Source organism: Mailhella massiliensis, assembly GCF_900155525.1.
Taxonomy (GTDB): Bacteria; Desulfobacterota; Desulfovibrionia; order Desulfovibrionales; family Desulfovibrionaceae; genus Mailhella; species Mailhella massiliensis.
Genome location: NZ_LT706951.1, coordinates 116,758 through 134,329 on the forward strand (window position 1 = coordinate 116,758; position 17,572 = coordinate 134,329).

General features: G+C 61.6%; 16 protein-coding genes. 6 read left to right on the forward strand and 10 right to left on the reverse strand.

Annotated elements, in window-relative coordinates; genetic code table 11:
- Positions 1-130: 130 nt before the first annotated feature.
- The 8 genes from CZ345_RS16865 to CZ345_RS06035 all read right to left on the reverse strand — a co-directional run bounded on the left by CZ345_RS16865 (position 131) and on the right by CZ345_RS06035 (position 9,088).
- The gene (locus CZ345_RS16865) at positions 131-292 is read right to left on the reverse strand and encodes a hypothetical protein (RefSeq protein ID WP_154674803.1); all 162 of its coding nucleotides are present in this window, start codon (positions 290-292) and stop codon (positions 131-133) included.
- A gap of 107 nt (positions 293-399) precedes the next feature.
- Positions 400-1,512 (reverse strand): tyrosine-type recombinase/integrase, encoded by a 1,113-nt coding sequence (locus CZ345_RS06005; RefSeq protein ID WP_162274942.1) that lies wholly within the window; start codon positions 1,510-1,512, stop codon positions 400-402.
- 197 nt (positions 1,513-1,709) lie between these two features.
- A complete protein-coding gene (gene ychF / locus CZ345_RS06010; protein WP_077072284.1) occupies positions 1,710-2,813 on the reverse strand; it encodes a redox-regulated ATPase YchF in 1,104 nt (367 codons plus the stop codon).
- Positions 2,814-2,843: 30 nt separating this feature from the next.
- Positions 2,844-3,566: a ubiquinone/menaquinone biosynthesis methyltransferase gene (locus CZ345_RS06015; protein WP_077072285.1), complete on the reverse strand. Its 723-nt coding sequence runs from the start codon at positions 3,564-3,566 to the stop codon at positions 2,844-2,846.
- Positions 3,563-3,742, reverse strand: coding sequence for a hypothetical protein (locus tag CZ345_RS06020; RefSeq protein ID WP_077072286.1), 180 nt, complete (start codon positions 3,740-3,742; stop codon positions 3,563-3,565). The genes CZ345_RS06015 and CZ345_RS06020 overlap by 4 nt, the downstream gene beginning before the upstream one ends.
- Before the next feature lie 143 nt (positions 3,743-3,885).
- The gene (locus CZ345_RS06025; protein WP_239446626.1) at positions 3,886-6,546 is read right to left on the reverse strand and encodes a penicillin-binding protein 1A; all 2,661 of its coding nucleotides are present in this window, start codon (positions 6,544-6,546) and stop codon (positions 3,886-3,888) included.
- A gap of 60 nt (positions 6,547-6,606) precedes the next feature.
- Positions 6,607-8,040, reverse strand: a complete 1,434-nt coding sequence (gene gatB / locus CZ345_RS06030; RefSeq protein ID WP_077072287.1) for an Asp-tRNA(Asn)/Glu-tRNA(Gln) amidotransferase subunit GatB — start codon at positions 8,038-8,040, stop codon at positions 6,607-6,609.
- A gap of 172 nt (positions 8,041-8,212) precedes the next feature.
- Complete coding sequence (locus CZ345_RS06035; RefSeq protein ID WP_077072288.1) at positions 8,213-9,088, reverse strand: NAD(+)/NADH kinase; 876 nt, start codon at positions 9,086-9,088, stop codon at positions 8,213-8,215.
- Between CZ345_RS06035 and CZ345_RS17040 the strand changes: the two genes are divergently transcribed.
- The 5 genes from CZ345_RS17040 (at position 9,078) to CZ345_RS06065 (ending at position 14,074) form a co-directional block, all read left to right on the forward strand.
- Complete coding sequence (locus CZ345_RS17040) at positions 9,078-9,503, forward strand: hypothetical protein (RefSeq protein ID WP_077072289.1); 426 nt, start codon at positions 9,078-9,080, stop codon at positions 9,501-9,503. The two genes, CZ345_RS06035 and CZ345_RS17040, sit on opposite strands and share 11 nt — an antisense overlap.
- The gene (locus CZ345_RS06045) at positions 9,500-10,114 is read left to right on the forward strand and encodes a D-sedoheptulose-7-phosphate isomerase (RefSeq protein ID WP_077072290.1); all 615 of its coding nucleotides are present in this window, start codon (positions 9,500-9,502) and stop codon (positions 10,112-10,114) included. The genes CZ345_RS17040 and CZ345_RS06045 overlap by 4 nt, the downstream gene beginning before the upstream one ends.
- A gap of 4 nt (positions 10,115-10,118) precedes the next feature.
- The gene (locus CZ345_RS06050) at positions 10,119-10,358 is read left to right on the forward strand and encodes an FmdB family zinc ribbon protein (RefSeq protein WP_077072291.1); all 240 of its coding nucleotides are present in this window, start codon (positions 10,119-10,121) and stop codon (positions 10,356-10,358) included.
- 325 nt (positions 10,359-10,683) lie between these two features.
- Positions 10,684-11,622, forward strand: a complete 939-nt coding sequence (gene hemC, locus CZ345_RS06060) for a hydroxymethylbilane synthase (protein WP_077072293.1) — start codon at positions 10,684-10,686, stop codon at positions 11,620-11,622.
- A gap of 1 nt (position 11,623) precedes the next feature.
- On the forward strand, positions 11,624-14,074 hold the full coding sequence (locus CZ345_RS06065; RefSeq protein ID WP_077072294.1) for a Lon protease family protein: 2,451 nt from the start codon (positions 11,624-11,626) through the stop codon (positions 14,072-14,074).
- Positions 14,075-14,150: 76 nt separating this feature from the next.
- Here CZ345_RS06065 and CZ345_RS06070 read toward each other — a convergent pair whose 3' ends face one another.
- Together CZ345_RS06070 and CZ345_RS06075 are read right to left on the reverse strand one after the other, a co-directional pair.
- Positions 14,151-15,365, reverse strand: a complete 1,215-nt coding sequence (locus CZ345_RS06070; RefSeq protein ID WP_239446627.1) for an MFS transporter — start codon at positions 15,363-15,365, stop codon at positions 14,151-14,153.
- Between the two features lie 120 nt (positions 15,366-15,485).
- Positions 15,486-16,271: an AsmA family protein gene (locus CZ345_RS06075; RefSeq protein ID WP_144277264.1), complete on the reverse strand. Its 786-nt coding sequence runs from the start codon at positions 16,269-16,271 to the stop codon at positions 15,486-15,488.
- Positions 16,272-16,605: 334 nt separating this feature from the next.
- Here CZ345_RS06075 and CZ345_RS06080 point away from each other — a divergent pair, with 334 nt between their 5' ends.
- On the forward strand, positions 16,606-17,538 hold the full coding sequence (locus CZ345_RS06080) for a DNA-methyltransferase (RefSeq protein ID WP_077072296.1): 933 nt from the start codon (positions 16,606-16,608) through the stop codon (positions 17,536-17,538).
- The last annotated feature ends 34 nt before the right edge of the window (positions 17,539-17,572 follow it).

Genomic DNA, 17,572 nt, shown 5'->3' on the forward strand with positions numbered 1-17,572 from the left:
AAGACTGTGCCCGTCAATCTTTTTTCCTTCCGTTTTCGCGGACGGGAAGAGTTGCGGGACTATCTGGATGGACTGCACCGCCTGTGCAAGGGTGGAAGAATTGTTGATATCCCCGTCCACGGATGGGTGGTCAAAGGGGGATGCGCATGAGCCAGGAAATGATCCAGAGACAGGCGCTGGTGCAGTTGATGGAGTCCATATCCGTCGCGGTGACGAGAACTGCGCGGATGGAGTTTTTGAGTATGAAGCAGTTGCTGACCTCTTCGGAGGTGGAAGAACTGTATGGTATCAATGCCCGGACCTTGGCCTTCAAGCGGAGCCGAGGGGGAGGTCCGGACTACATTCAGGAGGACGAGCACGGTACAGTTTTTTACAGGCATTCCGACATCGAGGCATATATCAATCGGAATCGCCGTCGGGGCTCTTGAAGTGTGTAGCCAGAAGGGCAACGGCAGCTTGCCGGCTGTCCGGGCACAGGTGAGCGTAGCGCTGGGTCATGGTAATGGAAGCATGCCCCATCAGCTGAGAGATCACCAGTAGAGGAACCCCGTCAATGGCAAGCCAGCTGGCAAAAGTGTGGCGCAGCGTGTGGAAAACGACACGCTGCGCCCTGGGCGTTTCGGGAGTATTGAGGCCGAGCTTGAACGTGAGCTCATTGAAAACATTGTGAGTAACACAGGCATGACCGTTTACCTTTCCAGGAAAAATATGATCGGTGGGGAGTTTCCCTTTGATGAGCCGTGCCATGATATCTACGGCCGGAGACGACAGGTGAAGCATACGGCGTCCAGTTTTTCCGTTCACTTCCGCAACGCCAGCCGTGAGGTCTATGCAGGACACGGTGAGACTGAGAATCTCCCCCAGACGTCCCCCAGTGTAGAGGCTGAGGGCTGCAATATCATGCCAGACAGGGGATCGTTTCGCCAAAGCATCCAAAAGCATACGGGCCTCTGCATGCGTAAGGTACCGGGTACGCTGATTGTCCACTTTAGGCGGGGTAACGTCTTTTACAGGATTTTTACATTTACCCAGTCCTGCTTTTTCTGTCTGGGTGTAGAGGGAGCTTAATACATGAAGCATGTGCTTGACACTAGCCGGCGCCATCCCACTGGCCAGCCGAGCATTTTTCAAACGGGTGACCATTGCCGGAGTCACGTCGTCCATGAACATGTGGCCGAACTCCGGAAGGATATGCTTCTGCATATAACTGATTGTGGCTTTGGAGTTCCTGAGGGTCAGGAGATGATGCGTCTTGTAGTATTCCCAGGCATCAGATATGCGCGGCACCTGCGTGGGCAGGCCGCGGCGTTTTGCCAGCGCCTCGTTTCGCATCTGATAGGCAGCCTGTGCGGTCATGCCTTCGCTGCGCCAGCCGCATTTTGTCCACACTCTCTTGCCGTCAATTTTGAGGCAGTAGTAAAAGACGACGTCCGGCTTGCCGTTGTAGCGGCGTTCGGTGCTTTCTCTCGTGTACACTCCTGTGAACCTGGTGCGGCTGGTTTTCATGCTCATGGCAGACTCCTGCGGGGAACCTGTGGAGTAATCAGAGAGGGAGGAAGATATCTCCCCTGGCATCTCCCCAATTATGAAAATATCTCCCCTCAGGCAGCCCGAGAGGAGATATTTGGATATAGCAGGTTGCAAGAGGTGCTGCAAGCTTTGTCAATATTTTTCGCTAATTACACACAGCTCAAAACAGATTCTATCAGCTACACGTTGAACAGGAAGTTCATCATGTCGCCGTCCTTGACCACATAGTCCTTGCCTTCCACGCGCAGTACGCCTGCGGCGCGGCAGGCGGCTTCGGACTTGTGCTTCATGTAGTCTTCGTAGCTGATGACTTCGGCGCGGATGAAACCTTTTTCAAAGTCGGTATGGATGACGCCCGCCGCCTGAGGCGCCTTCCAGCCCTGCTTGAAGGTCCAGGCGCGTACTTCCTTGGGACCGGCGGTAAGGAAGCTGGCAAGGCCGAGGGTGTGGTAGCCCATGCGGATGATGTTTTCAAGTCCGCTTTCCGTAATGCCGTAGGATTCCAGCATTTCCGCCTGCTCCGCTTCGGAGAGGCCCTGAAGTTCCTCTTCCAGACGGGCGCAGATTTTCACCATGGCGCAGCCGCGGCCTTCCGCAAGAGCGCGCAGGGCCTTCACATGGGCGTTGTCTTCTTCAAGACCGGCCTCGTCCACGTTGGCGCAGTAAATGAATTTCTTGGCGGTGAGCAGGGAAAGCTCGCGCCATACCTGATGGAAGGGCTCGTTGAGTTCGGGCACCTCGAAGGCGGAAGCGGGCCTGCCTTCGCCAAGGTGCGCCACCAGGGCTTCCAGCACGGGCTGAGCCTTCTGCATTTCCTTGTCGAACTTGGACTTCTTCTTCAGCGTGTCGAGGCGTTTTTCCGCGCTTTCGAGGTCGGCGAGCAGAAGTTCCGTTTCAATGGTTTCCACGTCGCGCAGGGGATCGACGCTGCCGTCCACATGGGCGATGTTCTCGTCATCGAAGCAGCGCACCACTTCCACGATGGCGGCGCATTCACGGATGTTGGCAAGAAACTGGTTGCCCAGCCCCTCGCCCTTGCTCGCGCCTCTGACAAGGCCTGCGATATCCACGAAATCCACGGTGGCGTAAATGGTCTTGGCGGGCTTCACAAGCTCGGTGAGCGCGTCCACACGCTTGTCGGGCACGGCCACGGTGGCCTTGTTCGGTTCGATGGTGCAGAAGGGATAGTTTGCGGCTTCGGCGTTCTGCGCCTTGGTGAGCGCGTTGAACAGAGTGGATTTGCCCACGTTGGGCAGACCGACGATTCCTAGACTCAGTGCCATGATGATACTCCGAAAGAAACGGGACGTGCCTCAGCCGCGCACGGCGATGTGAAGGTTGGCCACGCCCAGCGTGAAGGGGATGTGCTGAACAAAGGCGAAGCCCGCCTCGCACAGTTCATTGCTGAAATCGTCGGGCTTCGGAAAATTTTCTATGGTTTCGGCAAAATAATCGTAGGCCGAGGTGGAATGGCTCACCAGCCCGGCAAGCTTGGGCATGATGCGGCGCAGATACCAGTGGTAGAAGCTGCCGAACAGCGGGGTGGACACGGGCGCGAATTCCAGAATGCAGGCGCGGCCTCCCGGGACGAGCAGGCGGTGCATTTCGCGCAGGGCGTCCATGCGCGGGCGCACGTTGCGTATGCCGAAGGCTATGGTCACGGCGTCGGCGCAGCCGTCGGGAAGAGGCATGTTGCGGGCGTCGGCCACCATGGTGGTCACGCGGGAGCGTTCGTTTGCGCGCATCTTGCGTTCCTCGCCGTAACGGAGCATGGGCTCGCAGATATCCGTGGCGTACACCCTGAGCGAAGGATAGCGCCGCACCAGCGCGAGCGTGACGTCGAGCGTGCCCGCCGCCATGTCGATGACCGTGTTAGTGGGGCCGGGCACCACGGAACGCACGAGATTGTGCCGCCACCAGCAGTCGAGAAAAAGGCTGAATACCCGGTTCTGCAGGTCGTACCACGGGGTCATGCGCCCGAACATTTCGGATACGTTGCGGGTATGTTCGTCGCCGGGCCTGGGGGTGTCGCTCATGCCGCGTCTCCTTCGCCTTCCAGCTTTTCCCGGCCCTTGAGGGCCGTTTCCATGACCACCCTGTAGATGGTGGGGAAAATCTCTTCGAAATTGCTGGGAGAAAGGCGCTGCGATTCAATGAACTTCACCGCGATTTCCTTGCTCACCTGCATGATTTCACGTTCCAGTTTTTCCATATATCCGCTCCTTGCGCCGGGGCGCAGGCTGAATGCGAAAAAACCCGCCTGTGGGGAATGGCCCCGGCCACCGCGGCTGGGAACCGGGCGGGTCAAAAAGACGGGAAGGGGAACCCCCCAGCCTTTTTATGTTGATGTTTCTGCTACTCGAACAGCCCCTTGAGCAGGTCTTCGCCCTGCTGCGCCTGCTCGGCGGCTTCCTGTGCCGCTTCGGGATCGATGTCTCCGTCGAGGGCGTCCATGCCGTAGCCGGTGCCGGGTTCCGTACCTTCGATGAAGGGCATGGTCATGCCGCCTGCGTCGGCGAACACGATGCCTTCGGGCTTCGGGAAGTCGTCCGGCGGATAGGCCTTGAGCGCTTCTTTGGCATAGTAAAGGTAGGCGGGCAGAGCCGCGCCTGAGCCGGTTTCGCCGCGGCCCATGGGCTGGAGCTGGTCGTAGCCTATATAGGTGGCGGTGACGAGATAGGGCGTCACGCCGATGAACCAGGCGTCGTTTTCATCGTTGGTGGTGCCCGTTTTGCCGCCCAGGGGGCGGCCCAGCACCTTGGCCTTGCCGCCGGTACCGAAGTTCACCACGCCCTTGAGCAGGCTGGCCATGACATAGGCGTTCTGCGGGGTGATGGCCTGCACCGATTCCGGCTGACTTTCATAAATGGTGTTGCCCCACGGGCCTTGTATGCTGGTGATGAACCGGGGCGAGCAGACCTTGCCCTCGTTGGCGAAGGCGGTGTAGGCCTGCGCCAGGTTGAGCGGGGAAACCGCCACCGCGCCCAGGCTGATGGCCAGCGTGGCCGGAAATTCCGACGCGAGGCGCAGGGCCTTGGCGCGGGCGATGACGTGTTCCACCCCCATCTGCTGGGCCACGCGGACCGTGCAGAGGTTGCGCGAGCGGGCCAGCGCACGGTAGAGGGGCATGGGGCCGTCGAACTTGCCGTCGTCGTTTCTGGGCCGCCAGGCCTTCTTCGTCCACTTGTCGATAATGATGATGGGAGCGTCGAGCAGCATGGAGGCGGGCGTGAAGCCGTTGTCCAGCGCTGCGGAATAGACGATGGGCTTGAACGAGGAGCCGGGCTGACGCTGCGCCTGCGTGGCGCGGTTGAACTGGGAACCGGAGCTGCCGAAGGAGTAGCCGCCCACCATGGCCACCACGTCGCCGTTCTGCGGTTCTATGGAAACCATGGCTCCCTGCACGTCGGGATACTGCTGGAGGCGCAGGGCGATGACGGGCTCATGGGCGCGGATGACGGTATCCTGCACGCCTTCCGGCGCTTCCACCACGTTTTTGCCGCTGCTCTTTTTCTGCGTCTTTTTGGCGGGAGCCGCCTTGTCGCGGGAAACCCATATCACGTCGCCGGTCTTGAGCACCTTCGTGGCGTCGCGCACGACCACCGCAGTGACGGACCCCGCCACGCGCTTGTTGGGCTTGCGCGCCCAGTTCATGGTGCGCACGCTCACATGGCCGCGCTGACTTTCGGAAAGCATGACGTCCGCGCCGTTTTTGTCCACCGACGTCACCAGCGCGAGAGCCCAGCCGTCATTGTCGAGATCGGAAAGCTGGAAGTCCTTCTTCTTGAGAAATTCCTTGTATTCCGAAGGCTCCAGATGCTTGACCGGGCCGAGCCAGCCGTGACGCTTGGCGGCGTCCTCCAGCCCGTGGCGCAGGCCTTCGTTGGCGGCGTGCTGCTGCACCGGGTCCATGGCCGTATGCACGGTAAGGCCGAGCTCATACACCGCGTCTTCGCCGTAGAGGCCGAAGTCGTAACCGTTCTTTTTGCAGTTTTCTTCGGAGAACATGTCCACCAGAAGGCGGCGCACTTCTTCCAGATACCAGCCGCCGTCGGGGTTGGAGGAAGGCATGGCCCTGTATTCCAGCTTCTGGTTGATGGCCTGATCATATTCCGCGTCGTTGATCCAGCCGAGGTCGCGCAGACGGCGAAGCACATGGTGCTGACGCGTTTCCGCGGCCTTGGGGTTGCGGTAGGGATTGTAGGCCGAGGGCGACTGGCCGAGTCCCGCGATGAGGGCGGCTTCGGCAATGGTGAGATCTTTCGCGTTCTTGGCAAAGTAGACGCGGGCGGCCGCCTCCACGCCGTAGGCGTTGTTGCCGAGGAAGATCTGGTTGATGTAGAGGTTGAGGATGTCGTCCTTGCTGAGCTGCTTTTCCAGCCTGTAGGCGAGGATGGCTTCCTTGAGCTTGCGCTCGTAGCTCTTTTCCGGGGTGAGCATGAGGCGCTTGACCACCTGCTGCGTGATGGTGCTGCCGCCCTGCCGGGTGCCGCCGTGCTGGAAGTTGGCTATGGCCGCGCGGATGATGGCCTTGATGTCCACGCCGGGATGATTGTAGAACTGGTCGTCCTCCACGGCGAGAAAGGCCTGGGGCACGAACTTGGGGAGCTGGTCCAGCGTGACGAGGAAACGCCGTTCCCTGTAGAACTGTCCGATGAGGCTGCCGTCGCGCGCAAGCACGGTGGTGACGAGCGGGGGACGGTAGTCGGCTATCTTGCTGAAGCTCGGCAGATCGTCGGCCACCCACTGATAGAGCATGTAGCCGCCGCCCGCCGCGCAGAGCCCGCCGAGCAGGATGAGTACGCCGAAGAAGTAGAGGATGGTGCCCAGGCAGCCGCGTCTGTGCTTAGGCGACCTGCGTTTTTTTCCGGGCCCGTCCAGAGAGAGGAGTTCATCCTCTCCGTTCGCGTGCGCATCGCCTCTTTTGTTCTTTCCTACCTGATCGGCAGGGCCGAGTTCGAGCAGGTCGTCATCGTCGTTCCAGTCTTTATTGCTCATGGCAGTGAGGGGGGCCATGCCCCGGGGTGTCGTTGTTGAAAAAACGGGGCGCGGAAGGGGCCGCGCTCCGAGAACGTACTATGCGCCGAGTTCGCGGGCCAGGGCTTCGTTGACCAGGGCGGGGTTGGCCTTGCCGCGCATTTCGCGCATGACCTGCCCCACGAAGAAGCTGATGAGCTTGGTCTTGCCGCCCCTGTAGGCTTCCACTTCCGCGGGATTGGCGGCAAGCACCTTCCGCACGGCCTCGTCGATGGCGCCGGTATCGGAAACCTGGGTAAGGCCGCGTTCCTTCACGAGTTTTGCGGGCATGGTTTCGCCCTTCATGAGCTCGGGGAAGATGTCGGCCGCAATTTTGGCGGAGATGGTGCCGTTGCCGATGAGCGTGACGAGTTCGGCCACTGCCTCGGCGGAGATTCTGACATTCGCGCTGTCTATGCCGCTCTGGTTGATTTCGCGCATCATCATGCCGAGCATGATGTTGGCCACCTTCTTGGGCTGACCGCAGAGCGTGGCCGCCTTTTCAAACAGGGCTGCGAGGTGCGGATCGGCGCAGAGCTGTTCCGCATCCTGCTCGGGGAGCTGGAAGTCGCCCATGTATCGGGCCATGCGCGCTTCCGGCAGTTCCGGCTGCGTGGCGGCCCAGGAGGCGAGTTCCTCGTCGGTGATGACCACGGCCAGAAGGTCCGGGTCGGGAAAGTAGCGGTAGTCCTGCGCGTCTTCCTTGCTGCGCATGGGCGCGGTGATGTTGCGGTTGGCGTCGTAGAGGCGGGTTTCCTGCACCACTTCCTCGCCGTCGTCGAGCACGTCGGACTGCCGGGCGATTTCAAATTCAATGGCGCGCTGTACGTTGCGGAAGGAGTTGAGGTTCTTGAGCTCCGTGCGCGTACCGAGCTTCGTTTCGCCTTTGGGGCGGATGGACACGTTGGCGTCGCAGCGGAAGCAGCCTTCCTCCATGTTGCCGTTGCTGATGCCGAGGCTCACCACCATGGCGTGCAGCTTCTTGAGATAGGCCACGGCCTCTTCCGCGCTGCGCAGATCGGGCTCGCTCACGATTTCGATGAGAGGCGTGCCCGCGCGGTTCAGGTCCACATAGCTCACGTTTTCGCCCTGCGGGTGTATGTTCTTGCCCGCGTCGTCCTCCATGTGGATGCGCGTGATGCCGATGCGGCGCTTCTGCCCGTTGACCGTGATGTCGAGCCAGCCGTGTTCGCAGAGCGGAAGCTCGAACTGCGAGATCTGGTAGTCCTTGGGCATGTCGGGGTAGAAGTAGTTCTTGCGGGCGAAACGCGAGCGCTGGTTGATGGTCGCGTGTATGGCAAGAGCCATGCGCGAGGCGTATTCCACGGCCTTGCGGTTCAGCACGGGCAGAACGCCGGGCATACCGGAGCACACTTCGCAGACGTTGGTGTTGGGCTCGTCGCCGAAGGAGTTGGGGCAGGAACAGAAAAGCTTGCTGGCAGTGGCCAGATGCACATGCACTTCCAGCCCTATGACAGCTTCATATGCGGACATGGGTACTCCCTTGATGAATAGCGGGTAAAAAAGTGCCTCCCGCAGGAGGAATCTGTACTCTTATCATGAAAAGAAACGGGGCTCAAGCGCGACGGAGCAGGGCGCGCCCGACGTACCGGGTTTTTCCGATGCCGCGGAAAGGGGGAACGCCGTGGGGTGCGACAGGGAGAAATCAGTTCTTTTCCCTTCTGCCCGGGCCGGAAGTGACGATGCCCCGGTCGATGAGGCGGCGCAGGTACCAGTTCGTGTCGCTCACCAGCATGTGCAGCTGACCGGGCACCCCCCGGATTTCCAGAACATCGCCGAATTCCAGCGGCAGGTTTTCCTGCCCGTCCACGGAGAGCAGCACCTGATCGCCCTGGCGGCAGGCCTCGACATGGATGCGTGAAGCGGCGGGCAGGGCCAGCGGGGGAAATCCCCCGGCGAAGGGGCAGATGGGGGTGACGAGCTGCGCGTTCATGGAAGGCATGGTGAGCGGCCCTCCTGCGGAAGCCGTATATGCCGTGGACCCCAGAGGCGTGGAAACGATGATGCCGTCGCAGCGCAGGGTGCTGAAGAGCACGCCGTCGATATGGAGACTCAGGGAGACCGCGCGGGCCACCACGCCGTGGGCGGTGACCACGTCGTTGATGGCCACGCCTTCGTTGCGGGGGACAAGCGTATCGCCGCAGCGGCGGAGTACGCGCCAGCGCAGGGTGAGATGCTTTTCCAGCTCCCACCGGCCCTGGAGCATGGCGGAAAGGGGTTCGGCCCAGTCTTCGGCCGGAAGCCCGGCCAGAAAGCCTACGCGCCCGAAATTCATGCCTGCGATGGGCGTGCGTATTCCCGCCAGGCGACGCGCCACGCCCACCATGGTGCCGTCGCCGCCGAGTACGAGCACCGCGTCGCTTGCGGCGGCCTGTGCGCGCATGGTGATGGCGTCGGCCCCTGCGGGGAGAAGCACGCCGTCCACATGGCGTTCGCGCAGCCAGGGAAGAAGGGCGCGGCCGGTTTCTTCCGGCTGGGGATGGTCCTTATGGAGTATGAGAAGGCGGGAAATGGGCTGCATGGAAATCCTTCGTGCCCCGGGGGCGGCGGAATCCCTCTTCCCGGCGGTCTGCGGCGTGCCGCGGGAAAAAGAAGGGAACATGGAAGTCTTGTACGCCAAAGCACAGGGCCGCGCAATGGAAAAAGTCGTCCCGAAGCCTCCGTCGAAAGACGGGGACCTTGCCGGAACCGGAGAGGGCGCGGCGGCTTTCGGCATGTTGAGAAGACTCATGAAACTGTCCGGTATTCTTGCGGCATGGAAGAAAAAACGCCTTCGCCCCTTGCCGAAGGCTCAAGGCGGGTTATCTTCCGTAAGGGAGCCGTACCCCTCCGCCCCGCGCCGGTGTCCCGCCATTGTCAGGCCGGAAGCTTTGGAGTATGGTTCTTTGTTTGAAACATTGCGGCAACGCCGCACAGGAAACGATGGAGCACTATGAAAACAGCTCTTGACATGATCCGCGAGCACGCGGAAGAAGGCGCGAGGCTGCGTTGCGAATTTCTTGGTGCGTGCGCGCCCGTTCTTGACGATGCGGCCCGCCGCATGGCCCGGAGCCTTGCGGACGGCGGCAAGATCCTCGTCTGCGGCAACGGCGGCAGCGCGGCCGATGCCCAGCATATGACCGGGGAGCTTCTCGGGCGTTTCCTCATGGAGAGGCCTTCCCTCCCCGCCGTGGCGCTGAACGTGGATACCTCCACCCTCACCGCCGTGGGCAACGACTACGGGTATGACGAGGTGTTCGCCCGGCAGGTGAGGGGGCTCGGCCGTCCGGGCGACGTGCTGGTGGCCTTTTCCACCTCGGGCGGCAGCCCCAACGTCATCAGGGCCATCGAAGCCGCCCGTGAAAAGGGCATGACCGTGGTGGGGCTTACCGGCAAGGGGGGCGGCCGCATGGCAGCCATGTGCGACTGTCTTCTGAACGTGCCCCACAATCATACCCCTCTGATACAGGAAATGCACGAAGCCTGTATGCACCTTTTGTGCCAGCTTATCGACCACTATCTTTTCGAGAATGCCCAGGCCCTCAGAGAGGGCCCGAAAGGAGCCTGATACCATGCCTATTTATGAATACCGCTGCAAGTCCTGCAACCATACGTTCGAGGACCTTGTGTTCGGTGATGAAACGCCCGTCTGCCCCAAGTGCCGTTCCACGGAGACGGAGAAGATGATTTCCCGCTGCAGCTGCCGTCTGGGCGGCGGCGCGCCCGATTCCTTCGATCTGCCTTCCGCGCCTTCCACCGGCGGAGGCTGCGCAGGCTGCTCCGGCGGCAACTGCGCCAGCTGCGGACACTGATACCGTTTCGGACCTGCCGGGGAAAGGAGGTGTTCGGCACGCCTTCTTTCCCCGCGCCGCGTTTTGCGCTGTCTGCGTTTTTCGGTTCCGGCCCCGGGAGATGCCGGCGGAATCCCCGGCACTCTTTTTGCGCAGAACCGGAAACGGCAATTTTGAAACGCACGAACCTTGTTATCTCGCCGCGCGTATGCAGGATTGCGGCGCAGCGCCTCCTTGCCGCTCCGAATGATGCGGCTGCGATGCGCATCCGCCCGGCCTCCCCGCCCGGGCGTCATGAAAGGCCCCTGCGCCGTGTGCTTTTTCTGAAGGAACATCTGGAGAATCTATGAAAAAAGTGATCATCGCCACGCGCGGCAGCAAGCTTGCCCTGTGGCAGGCGGAACATGTCAGAGAGCGCCTTGAGGCGCGCCATGCCGGGCTTGAGGTCGAGCTGCTCGTGCTCAAGACGAAGGGCGACATCATCCTCGACGTGCCGCTGGCGAAGGTGGGGGGAAAGGGGCTTTTCGTCAAGGAAATCGAAGACGCGCTGCTTACCGGTGCGGCGGATATCGCCGTGCACAGCATGAAGGACGTGCCCATGGTTCTGCCCGAAGGGCTGATTCTGGGAGCCGTGCCGGAGAGAGAGGTCTGCAACGATCTTTTCCTTTCCGAACGTCATGCCTCCCTTGCAGACCTGCCTTCCGGCGCGGTGCTGGGCACAAGTTCTCTCCGCAGGCAGGCGCAGGTGCTGGCCATGCGGCCCGACCTCAAGGTTGCCATGCTGCGCGGCAACGTGGAAACCCGCCTGCGCAAGATGAAGGAAGGGCAGTACGACGCCATCATTCTCGCCCGTGCCGGGGTGAAGCGCCTCGGCCTCGGCGCCACGTTCCAGCAGGATCTTACGCCGCCGGACTTTCTGCCCGCCGTGGGACAGGGGGCGCTGGGGGTGGAAATGCGTGAGGACCGGAAGGACCTCAGGGAGCTTCTCGCCTTCATGGAAGATGAGCCCACCCGTCTGTGCGTCATGGCGGAGCGTTCCTTCCTGCGTCGTCTGGACGGGGGCTGTCAGGTGCCCATCGCCGCCCATGCCGTGCTGGAGGGCGGGGAACTTTCTCTTCAGGCGCTGGTTGCCGGCACCGACGGCAAGACGGTGATCCGCGGAAGCCTCCGCGCTGCGGCTTCTCACGAAGAAGCCGAACGCATGGGGGTGGCGCTGGCCGAGGATCTGCTTTCCCGCGGGGCGGACCGCATCCTTGCCGAACTTTACGACGGACAAGAGGGTTGATATGAGTCCCGCCCTCAAAATCGTTGCATCTCTTCCGGCCGACAGGCTGCATCCCCGCTGGCCCGTGGACCGCATCCCCTGGGAGGACAGCCGGGCCATTCCGCGGGGCGGCCGTCGCCGTCCGGCCCAGCCCAGGGCGCTGGCAGCGCTGGAACTTGCCGTACATATCCGCAATTCCGGGTACAACGTGTATCTTGCCGGTTCCCCCGATCTGGGGCGCACCTATATGCTGTGTGATTTTCTGGAGCCTCTGGCCCGCAAGGAACCTACGCCGCCGGACATCATTTACGTCAATAACTTCAAGGATGAGGACAGGCCTGTTCTCATTCAGCTCCCGGCGGGGCAGGGGATGCAGCTCAAAAATTCCCTGGCGGACGCCCTGCGCCAGATGCGCGAGGAGCTGCCTGCCCGCCTGGATTCCGACGGTTTTCTGCGTAAGCGCCGTGCGGGGCGCGATCAGTTCCGTGAGGAACGCGCCGCCGTGGTGAAGGAGCTGGAGCGCATGGCCGCGGAAAAGGGATTTGCTCTGGATGCCGAGGAGCAGGGAGCGCTTTCCCTTTTTCCCATGCAGGACGGCAAACGCCTGAGCGATGAGGAAGTGGCGCTTCTTGCCGCCCCGGAGCGGCAGGAGTTCAAGCGCCGCGCCGATCAGCTTCTGCAGCGCATGGCTCCCTTCGTTCGCCGCATGGGCGAGCTGGAAAAGAGTTTCCAGAAAAAGGAGCGCGAGCTTGAGCGCGAGGCGGCCGAGTACCTGTTCAACCGGCTGGTGGCGCCCGTGGCGGAAAAGGCCTGCCGCGTTTCCGGCTGTGAGGAGAAGACCGACGCCCTGCGTACCTTTTTCGACGATCTGCGCGCGGATGTTCTGGAGCATCTGGAGTTCTTCCTTCCGCGGGAAACGCCTTCCGTTCCCCACGGCGAGAGCGCTTCCGCCCCGCAGGAACCCGATCTCTACCGCTACGGTGTGAACGTGGTGGTGGATAACGGCGACATGCAGGGCGCGCCCGTGGTGGTGGAAGATCACCCCACCTACGGCAACCTGCTCGGCTGTGTGGAAAGGGAATCGGAAATGGGCGCTCTGGTCACGGATTTTACGCTCATCAAGGCCGGTTCCCTGCACAGGGCCAACGGCGGTTACCTGGTGCTGCACATCAACGATCTTCTGGCCAACGGCCCCGCGTGGGAAGGGCTCATGCGTGCGCTCCGTTCCGGTGTGGCCCGCATTGAGGACCCGGACTTCAACGACACCTCCCGCGTGAAGGGCATAGAACCCGATCCCATGCCCCTGAATCTGAAGGTGGTTCTCGTGGGTGAGGACGAACTGTACGAGATCATTCTGGAACGCGACGAGCGTTTCGCCAAGCAGTTCAAGATCAAGGCGCAGATGACCTCGGAAACGGAACGCACGGCTCCTGCGGTGCGCACATGGCTCTGCCAGCTTGCCCGCATTATGGACGAGGCCGACCTTCTTCCCTTCGACCGGGAAAGTCTGGCCGGGCTGGTGGATCACGGTTCCGAGCTGTGCGAAGATCACCGCAAGCTTTCGCTGCGTTTCCCGCTCATGCGCGAGACGCTCATCGAGGCTTCCGCCATGGCAGCCATGGCGGGCAAGACCATGGTGGACAGAGCCAGCCTCGACGCGGCGCTGAAGGCACGGCGCAACCGTGCCGACCTTGTGGAAGAACTGTTTATGGAGGAGTACGACCGCGACGTGATCAAGCTGCGCACCTCCGGTGCGGAAGTGGGCCGCGTGAACGGCCTTGCCGTGACCACCAGCGGCGATTACGAGTTCGGTCTGCCGCATCAGATTTCCTGCACCGTGGGTGTGGGGCACGGCGGCATCATCGACCTCGAGCGCGAGGCGGAACTCGGCGGCCCCATCCATACCAAGGCCATGATGATTCTGAAAAGCTATCTGGCCTCGCAGTTCGCGCACAACAAGCCCCTGGTTCTTTCCGGGAGCCTCTGCTTCGAGCAGAGCTACAACGGCATTGAGGGCGATTCCGCCTCCGGTGCGGAGCTTGCGGCGCTGCTTTCCGCCATTTCGGAAGTGCCGCTGCGCCTTTCCCTCGCCTTTACCGGAGCGGTGAGCCAGTCCGGTCAGATCATGGCCGTGGGCGGCGTGACGCGCAAGATAGAGGGCTTTTTCGAGCTGTGTTCCCGCAGGGGGCTTACCGGAGAACAGGGCGTGATTCTGCCCAAGGACAATGTGGAACACCTCATGCTGGATGACAGGGTCGTTCAGGCGGTGCGCGAGGGCAGGTTCTCCATCTATCCCGTGACGCATATCGGGGAAGCCATGGAGCTGCTTACCGGTATGCCCGTGGGACGCCGCCGCAAGGACGGCTCCTTCCCCGCAGGAACGCTTTTTCATAAGGTGGATGAGCGCCTCAGTGAACTGGGGTGGCTTGCCGAACACAGTTTCAAGACAAGAAGGCGCAGGGGCCGGGCATAAAGCTCCTTTTGCCGTATGAAAAAACGTCCGCCCCGGACCGGAGCGGACGTTTTTTCATGCTCTGTGCCGAACTCGTTCAGCAGGCGGCATCCTGCGGTTTTTTCAGCAGACAGGCGCATACGGCCCCGATGAGGGCGAGGGGCGTGAGCAGGTGCATGGCCGGGGCAAGGCCGCCCCAGGAGTCCGCCGCCCAGCCGAGCACGGGAGCGAACATGCCCCCCACGCTCACGGCTACGCCCAGCGTGATGCCCGAAGCAAAGCCCATGTTGCGGGCAAGGTAGCGCTGTCCCAGCACGACCTGGGAGCTGAAGGGGGCGAACAGCCCCACGGCAAGCGGCGCAAGCAGCGCGCCCGCAAGCCAGGGATTGCCGATGAAGGGAAAGACGGCGAGCAGCGGCAGGGTAAGAAGGGAGGCCCAGCGTATGACGCGCCTGAAGCCCCAGCGGTCGGCGGCCGCACCGCCGGAAAGGTTGCTGATCACACCGAAGACGGAAAAAAGAATGAGCATGAGGTTGCCGATGAATGCGCTCTGGTGGAATACCCCCTGCCAGTAGAGGGGCAGGTAGGTGGTAAAGGCCACGGTGAGGCCCGTGCGGGTGAGCAGGCAGCCGGAAAGTATGCCGAAGGCATGCCAGTCGTTGACGGCAGGGGTGCTGCTTTTTTCGGAAGCGGGGCCGGCTGCCGCCATGTCCCAGGAGCGGAGGTTCCAGAAGAGCAGCGCCGCCATCAGGGCGCCGAGAAGGAAGAATGCCGCGGTACCGTGCAGGCCGAAACCGCTGATCATGCCCGGCAGACCGCCCACCGCCAGAATGACGATGACCGGCCCCATGATCATGCCGCCGTTGCCGCCCACGGCAAAGATGCTGAGCCCCACGCCCTTATGGGCGCCGGAAACGATGTTGGCGTAGCGTGCGGCCTCGGGGTGAAACATGGCCGCGCCTATGCCGCCGAGCACAAGAAAGCCGAACATGGCGTACAGGCTGGAAAGATAGCCCAGGGCGCCGATGCCGGTACCGGCCAGCAGGATTCCCAGCGGGATGAACCATCCCCGGGCCATCTTGTCGGCCAGAAGGCCGAGTCCTGGCTGCACCAGAGAGGCCACCACGGAATAGGCGAAGGCGAGGAAACCGCAGGTCTGATAGTCGAAGCCGTGCGCCGCCGCAAGGAAGGGCAGCAGAGGGGCCAGCGCGTGGGAGTTGAGGTCGCAGGAAAGATGGCCCAGAGAAAGCAGGATGATTTTTCTGTAATTCATGGCAATGGGAGAAAGGCGTTTTTTGTTTTTGTCCGGCATCTGCAGGAAAGGCAGGGGACATGGTATGCCATAGCGCAGCCCCCCGCAAGGGCCGGAGCCCCCCTCCGGGAAACGGCGGGGACAAGGAAAAAGGCCGCCCGGAGCAGGCGGCCTTTCCGGCTACTTTTTAAAGAGGTTCAGGCCTTCCTTCAAAAGTGTCTTTGCCTTTTCCTCCGTCGTTCTGCCCTGACGGAGCAGCGCATCCTTCGCTTCCCTGAGCTGCTTCTCCCTGAACGATACGGTGGCGGATTCCAGCGCGGTCTTCATTTCTCTGAGAACGATCACGACGCCCTGGGCGAGGGTGACGCCCGAGCCTTCGCGGCCTATGCCGGTAAGGCGGATTTCCGGCAGAGGTACGGAAACGGAAAGTTTCAGGGCGGGAATAAGAAGCGTGGCCTTGGCCTCGCGTATGATGAGCTCGTCGATGATCACCTTTTTCCTGAGCTTTTTCTGCGCGTCGGCGGAAGGTTCGGCCTGCGCAGCCTCACCGGAACCGGCCTTCTTCTTTTCGGCCACGTTCCGTACATGCTTCAGAATGGTTTCGATGTTGCTGGTATCTTCGGCAAGCTCATAAAGCACGTCCGGCCTGATGATTTCGATTTTCGGAATGACGACGGTGTCCTCCAGCACGGAGGAAGGCACGAGTTCCAGGCCGAGGGAACCCACGCTCAGGGCCGGAGTGTCGGTGAATCCCTTCGGATTGCCCACGATGAAGCCGGTGAAGACTCCCGTGCCGGAGAAGAGGGAAACGTCGGCTTTTTCGAGGCGCACGGCCGTGCCCGTCAGTTCCGGGCCGACGGAGTTCACTTCCCTGACGATGAGGGAGTTGAGGGAAAGGAGAAGGGCGGCCGCGGAACCTGCGAGCAGCACCACAAGAACAGCCGGAATGACGAACCATTTTTTCATGGAAGCCTCCATGAGCTGAGAAACAGGGGGAACATGCACATCCTGTCTGCAGGATATCGGAAAAAGAAGGGGAAATCCAGAATGGGAATCTTCTCTTCTCGTGATAATGGCGCAGAAAGTCAGGAAAACGGCCTGCCGTGAACAGGTTTGTTCAGGGATATTTTCGGGCCGCGCCGCACGTCGGGGCGCGGAAGACGTGCGCGGGGGAGCAGGGGAAAGGAGCATCCAGTCCGGCGGGGGGGGAGAGCTCTTCCCCGGCCGGAAGCCTTGCCATGGCATGAGGAAACGATTAATGTTCTCTGCGTCCGTGCCGAAGGCACGGGAAAGGAGCCTCATGCCCAGAATCGCCGTATTTCACGCCGACAACCTCGCCGTGCTGAAAGCGTTGCCCGATGCCTGCATCGATCTCATCTATATCGATCCTCCCTTCAATACCGGCAAGGCGCAGCGGCGCACGCAGATAGTCACCATCCGTGATGACAACGGCGACAGGGTGGGCTTCAAGGGGCAGCTTTACCGTACCGTGAAGGGGGAAACCCGCGGTTACGACGACAGGTTCGACGATTTTCTCGGTTTTCTTTTTCCCCGTATGCAGGAGGCCTACCGCATTCTCCGCCCGGAAGGCTCGCTGTTCTTTCATCTCGACTACAGGGAAATTCATTACTGCAAGGTCATGCTTGACGGAATCTTCGGCCGGGCCTCCTTCATCAATGAGATCATCTGGGCGTACGATTACGGCGCCCGTTCGAAAAAGCGCTGGTCCGCCAAGCACGACAACATACTCTGGTATGCGAAGAACCCGGAGTCCTTCACCTTCAATTTCGACGCCATGGACCGCATCCCCTACATGGCTCCCGGGCTGGTGGGGCCGAGCAAGGCGGCTCGCGGCAAAACTCCCACCGATGTGTGGTGGCATACCATAGTCAGCCCCAACGGCAGGGAAAAAACGGGCTATGCCACGCAGAAGCCCCGCGCCATCATCGACCGCATCGTCAAGGTGCATTCCCGCCCCGGGGACATTCTGTGCGATTTCTTCGCCGGAAGCGGAACTCTGGGCGAGTCGGCATTTCAGCTCGGGCGCAACGCTCTTCTGGTGGACAGCAACCTCGAGGCCATACATGTCATGAAACGGCGCTTTGCCGGGCTGGATGTGGAGTGGCGCAGGGGCGCGGCCCGCGCCGGCGCTTCGCTATCCTCTCTGAAAAAGGAGGCGGAGAAGGCTTCCGCCGGAGTTCTTCCTGCCGGCGAGGGCGATGCGGCACGGTAGTTTTTCCGCAACATGCCGTGTTTTTTCCGGGCAA

Bases quoted from the DNA above. Each gene is read 5' to 3' on its own strand.
- CZ345_RS06005 (WP_162274942.1), bottom strand. From the start codon at position 1,512: ATGAGCATGAAAACCAGCCGCACCAGGTTCACAGGAGTGTACACGAGA.
- ychF (WP_077072284.1), bottom strand. From the start codon at position 2,813: ATGGCACTGAGTCTAGGAATCGTCGGTCTGCCCAACGTGGGCAAATCC.
- CZ345_RS06015 (WP_077072285.1), bottom strand. From the start codon at position 3,566: ATGAGCGACACCCCCAGGCCCGGCGACGAACATACCCGCAACGTATCC.
- CZ345_RS06020 (WP_077072286.1), bottom strand. From the start codon at position 3,742: ATGGAAAAACTGGAACGTGAAATCATGCAGGTGAGCAAGGAAATCGCG.
- CZ345_RS06025 (WP_239446626.1), bottom strand. From the start codon at position 6,546: ATGGCCCCCCTCACTGCCATGAGCAATAAAGACTGGAACGACGATGAC.
- gatB (WP_077072287.1), bottom strand. From the start codon at position 8,040: ATGTCCGCATATGAAGCTGTCATAGGGCTGGAAGTGCATGTGCATCTG.
- CZ345_RS17040 (WP_077072289.1), top strand. From the start codon at position 9,078: ATGGGCTGCATGGAAATCCTTCGTGCCCCGGGGGCGGCGGAATCCCTC.
- CZ345_RS06035 (WP_077072288.1), bottom strand. From the start codon at position 9,088: ATGCAGCCCATTTCCCGCCTTCTCATACTCCATAAGGACCATCCCCAG.
- CZ345_RS06045 (WP_077072290.1), top strand. From the start codon at position 9,500: ATGAAAACAGCTCTTGACATGATCCGCGAGCACGCGGAAGAAGGCGCG.
- CZ345_RS06050 (WP_077072291.1), top strand. From the start codon at position 10,119: ATGCCTATTTATGAATACCGCTGCAAGTCCTGCAACCATACGTTCGAG.
- hemC (WP_077072293.1), top strand. From the start codon at position 10,684: ATGAAAAAAGTGATCATCGCCACGCGCGGCAGCAAGCTTGCCCTGTGG.
- CZ345_RS06065 (WP_077072294.1), top strand. From the start codon at position 11,624: ATGAGTCCCGCCCTCAAAATCGTTGCATCTCTTCCGGCCGACAGGCTG.
- CZ345_RS06070 (WP_239446627.1), bottom strand. From the start codon at position 15,365: ATGCCGGACAAAAACAAAAAACGCCTTTCTCCCATTGCCATGAATTAC.
- CZ345_RS06075 (WP_144277264.1), bottom strand. From the start codon at position 16,271: ATGAAAAAATGGTTCGTCATTCCGGCTGTTCTTGTGGTGCTGCTCGCA.
- CZ345_RS06080 (WP_077072296.1), top strand. From the start codon at position 16,606: ATGCCCAGAATCGCCGTATTTCACGCCGACAACCTCGCCGTGCTGAAA.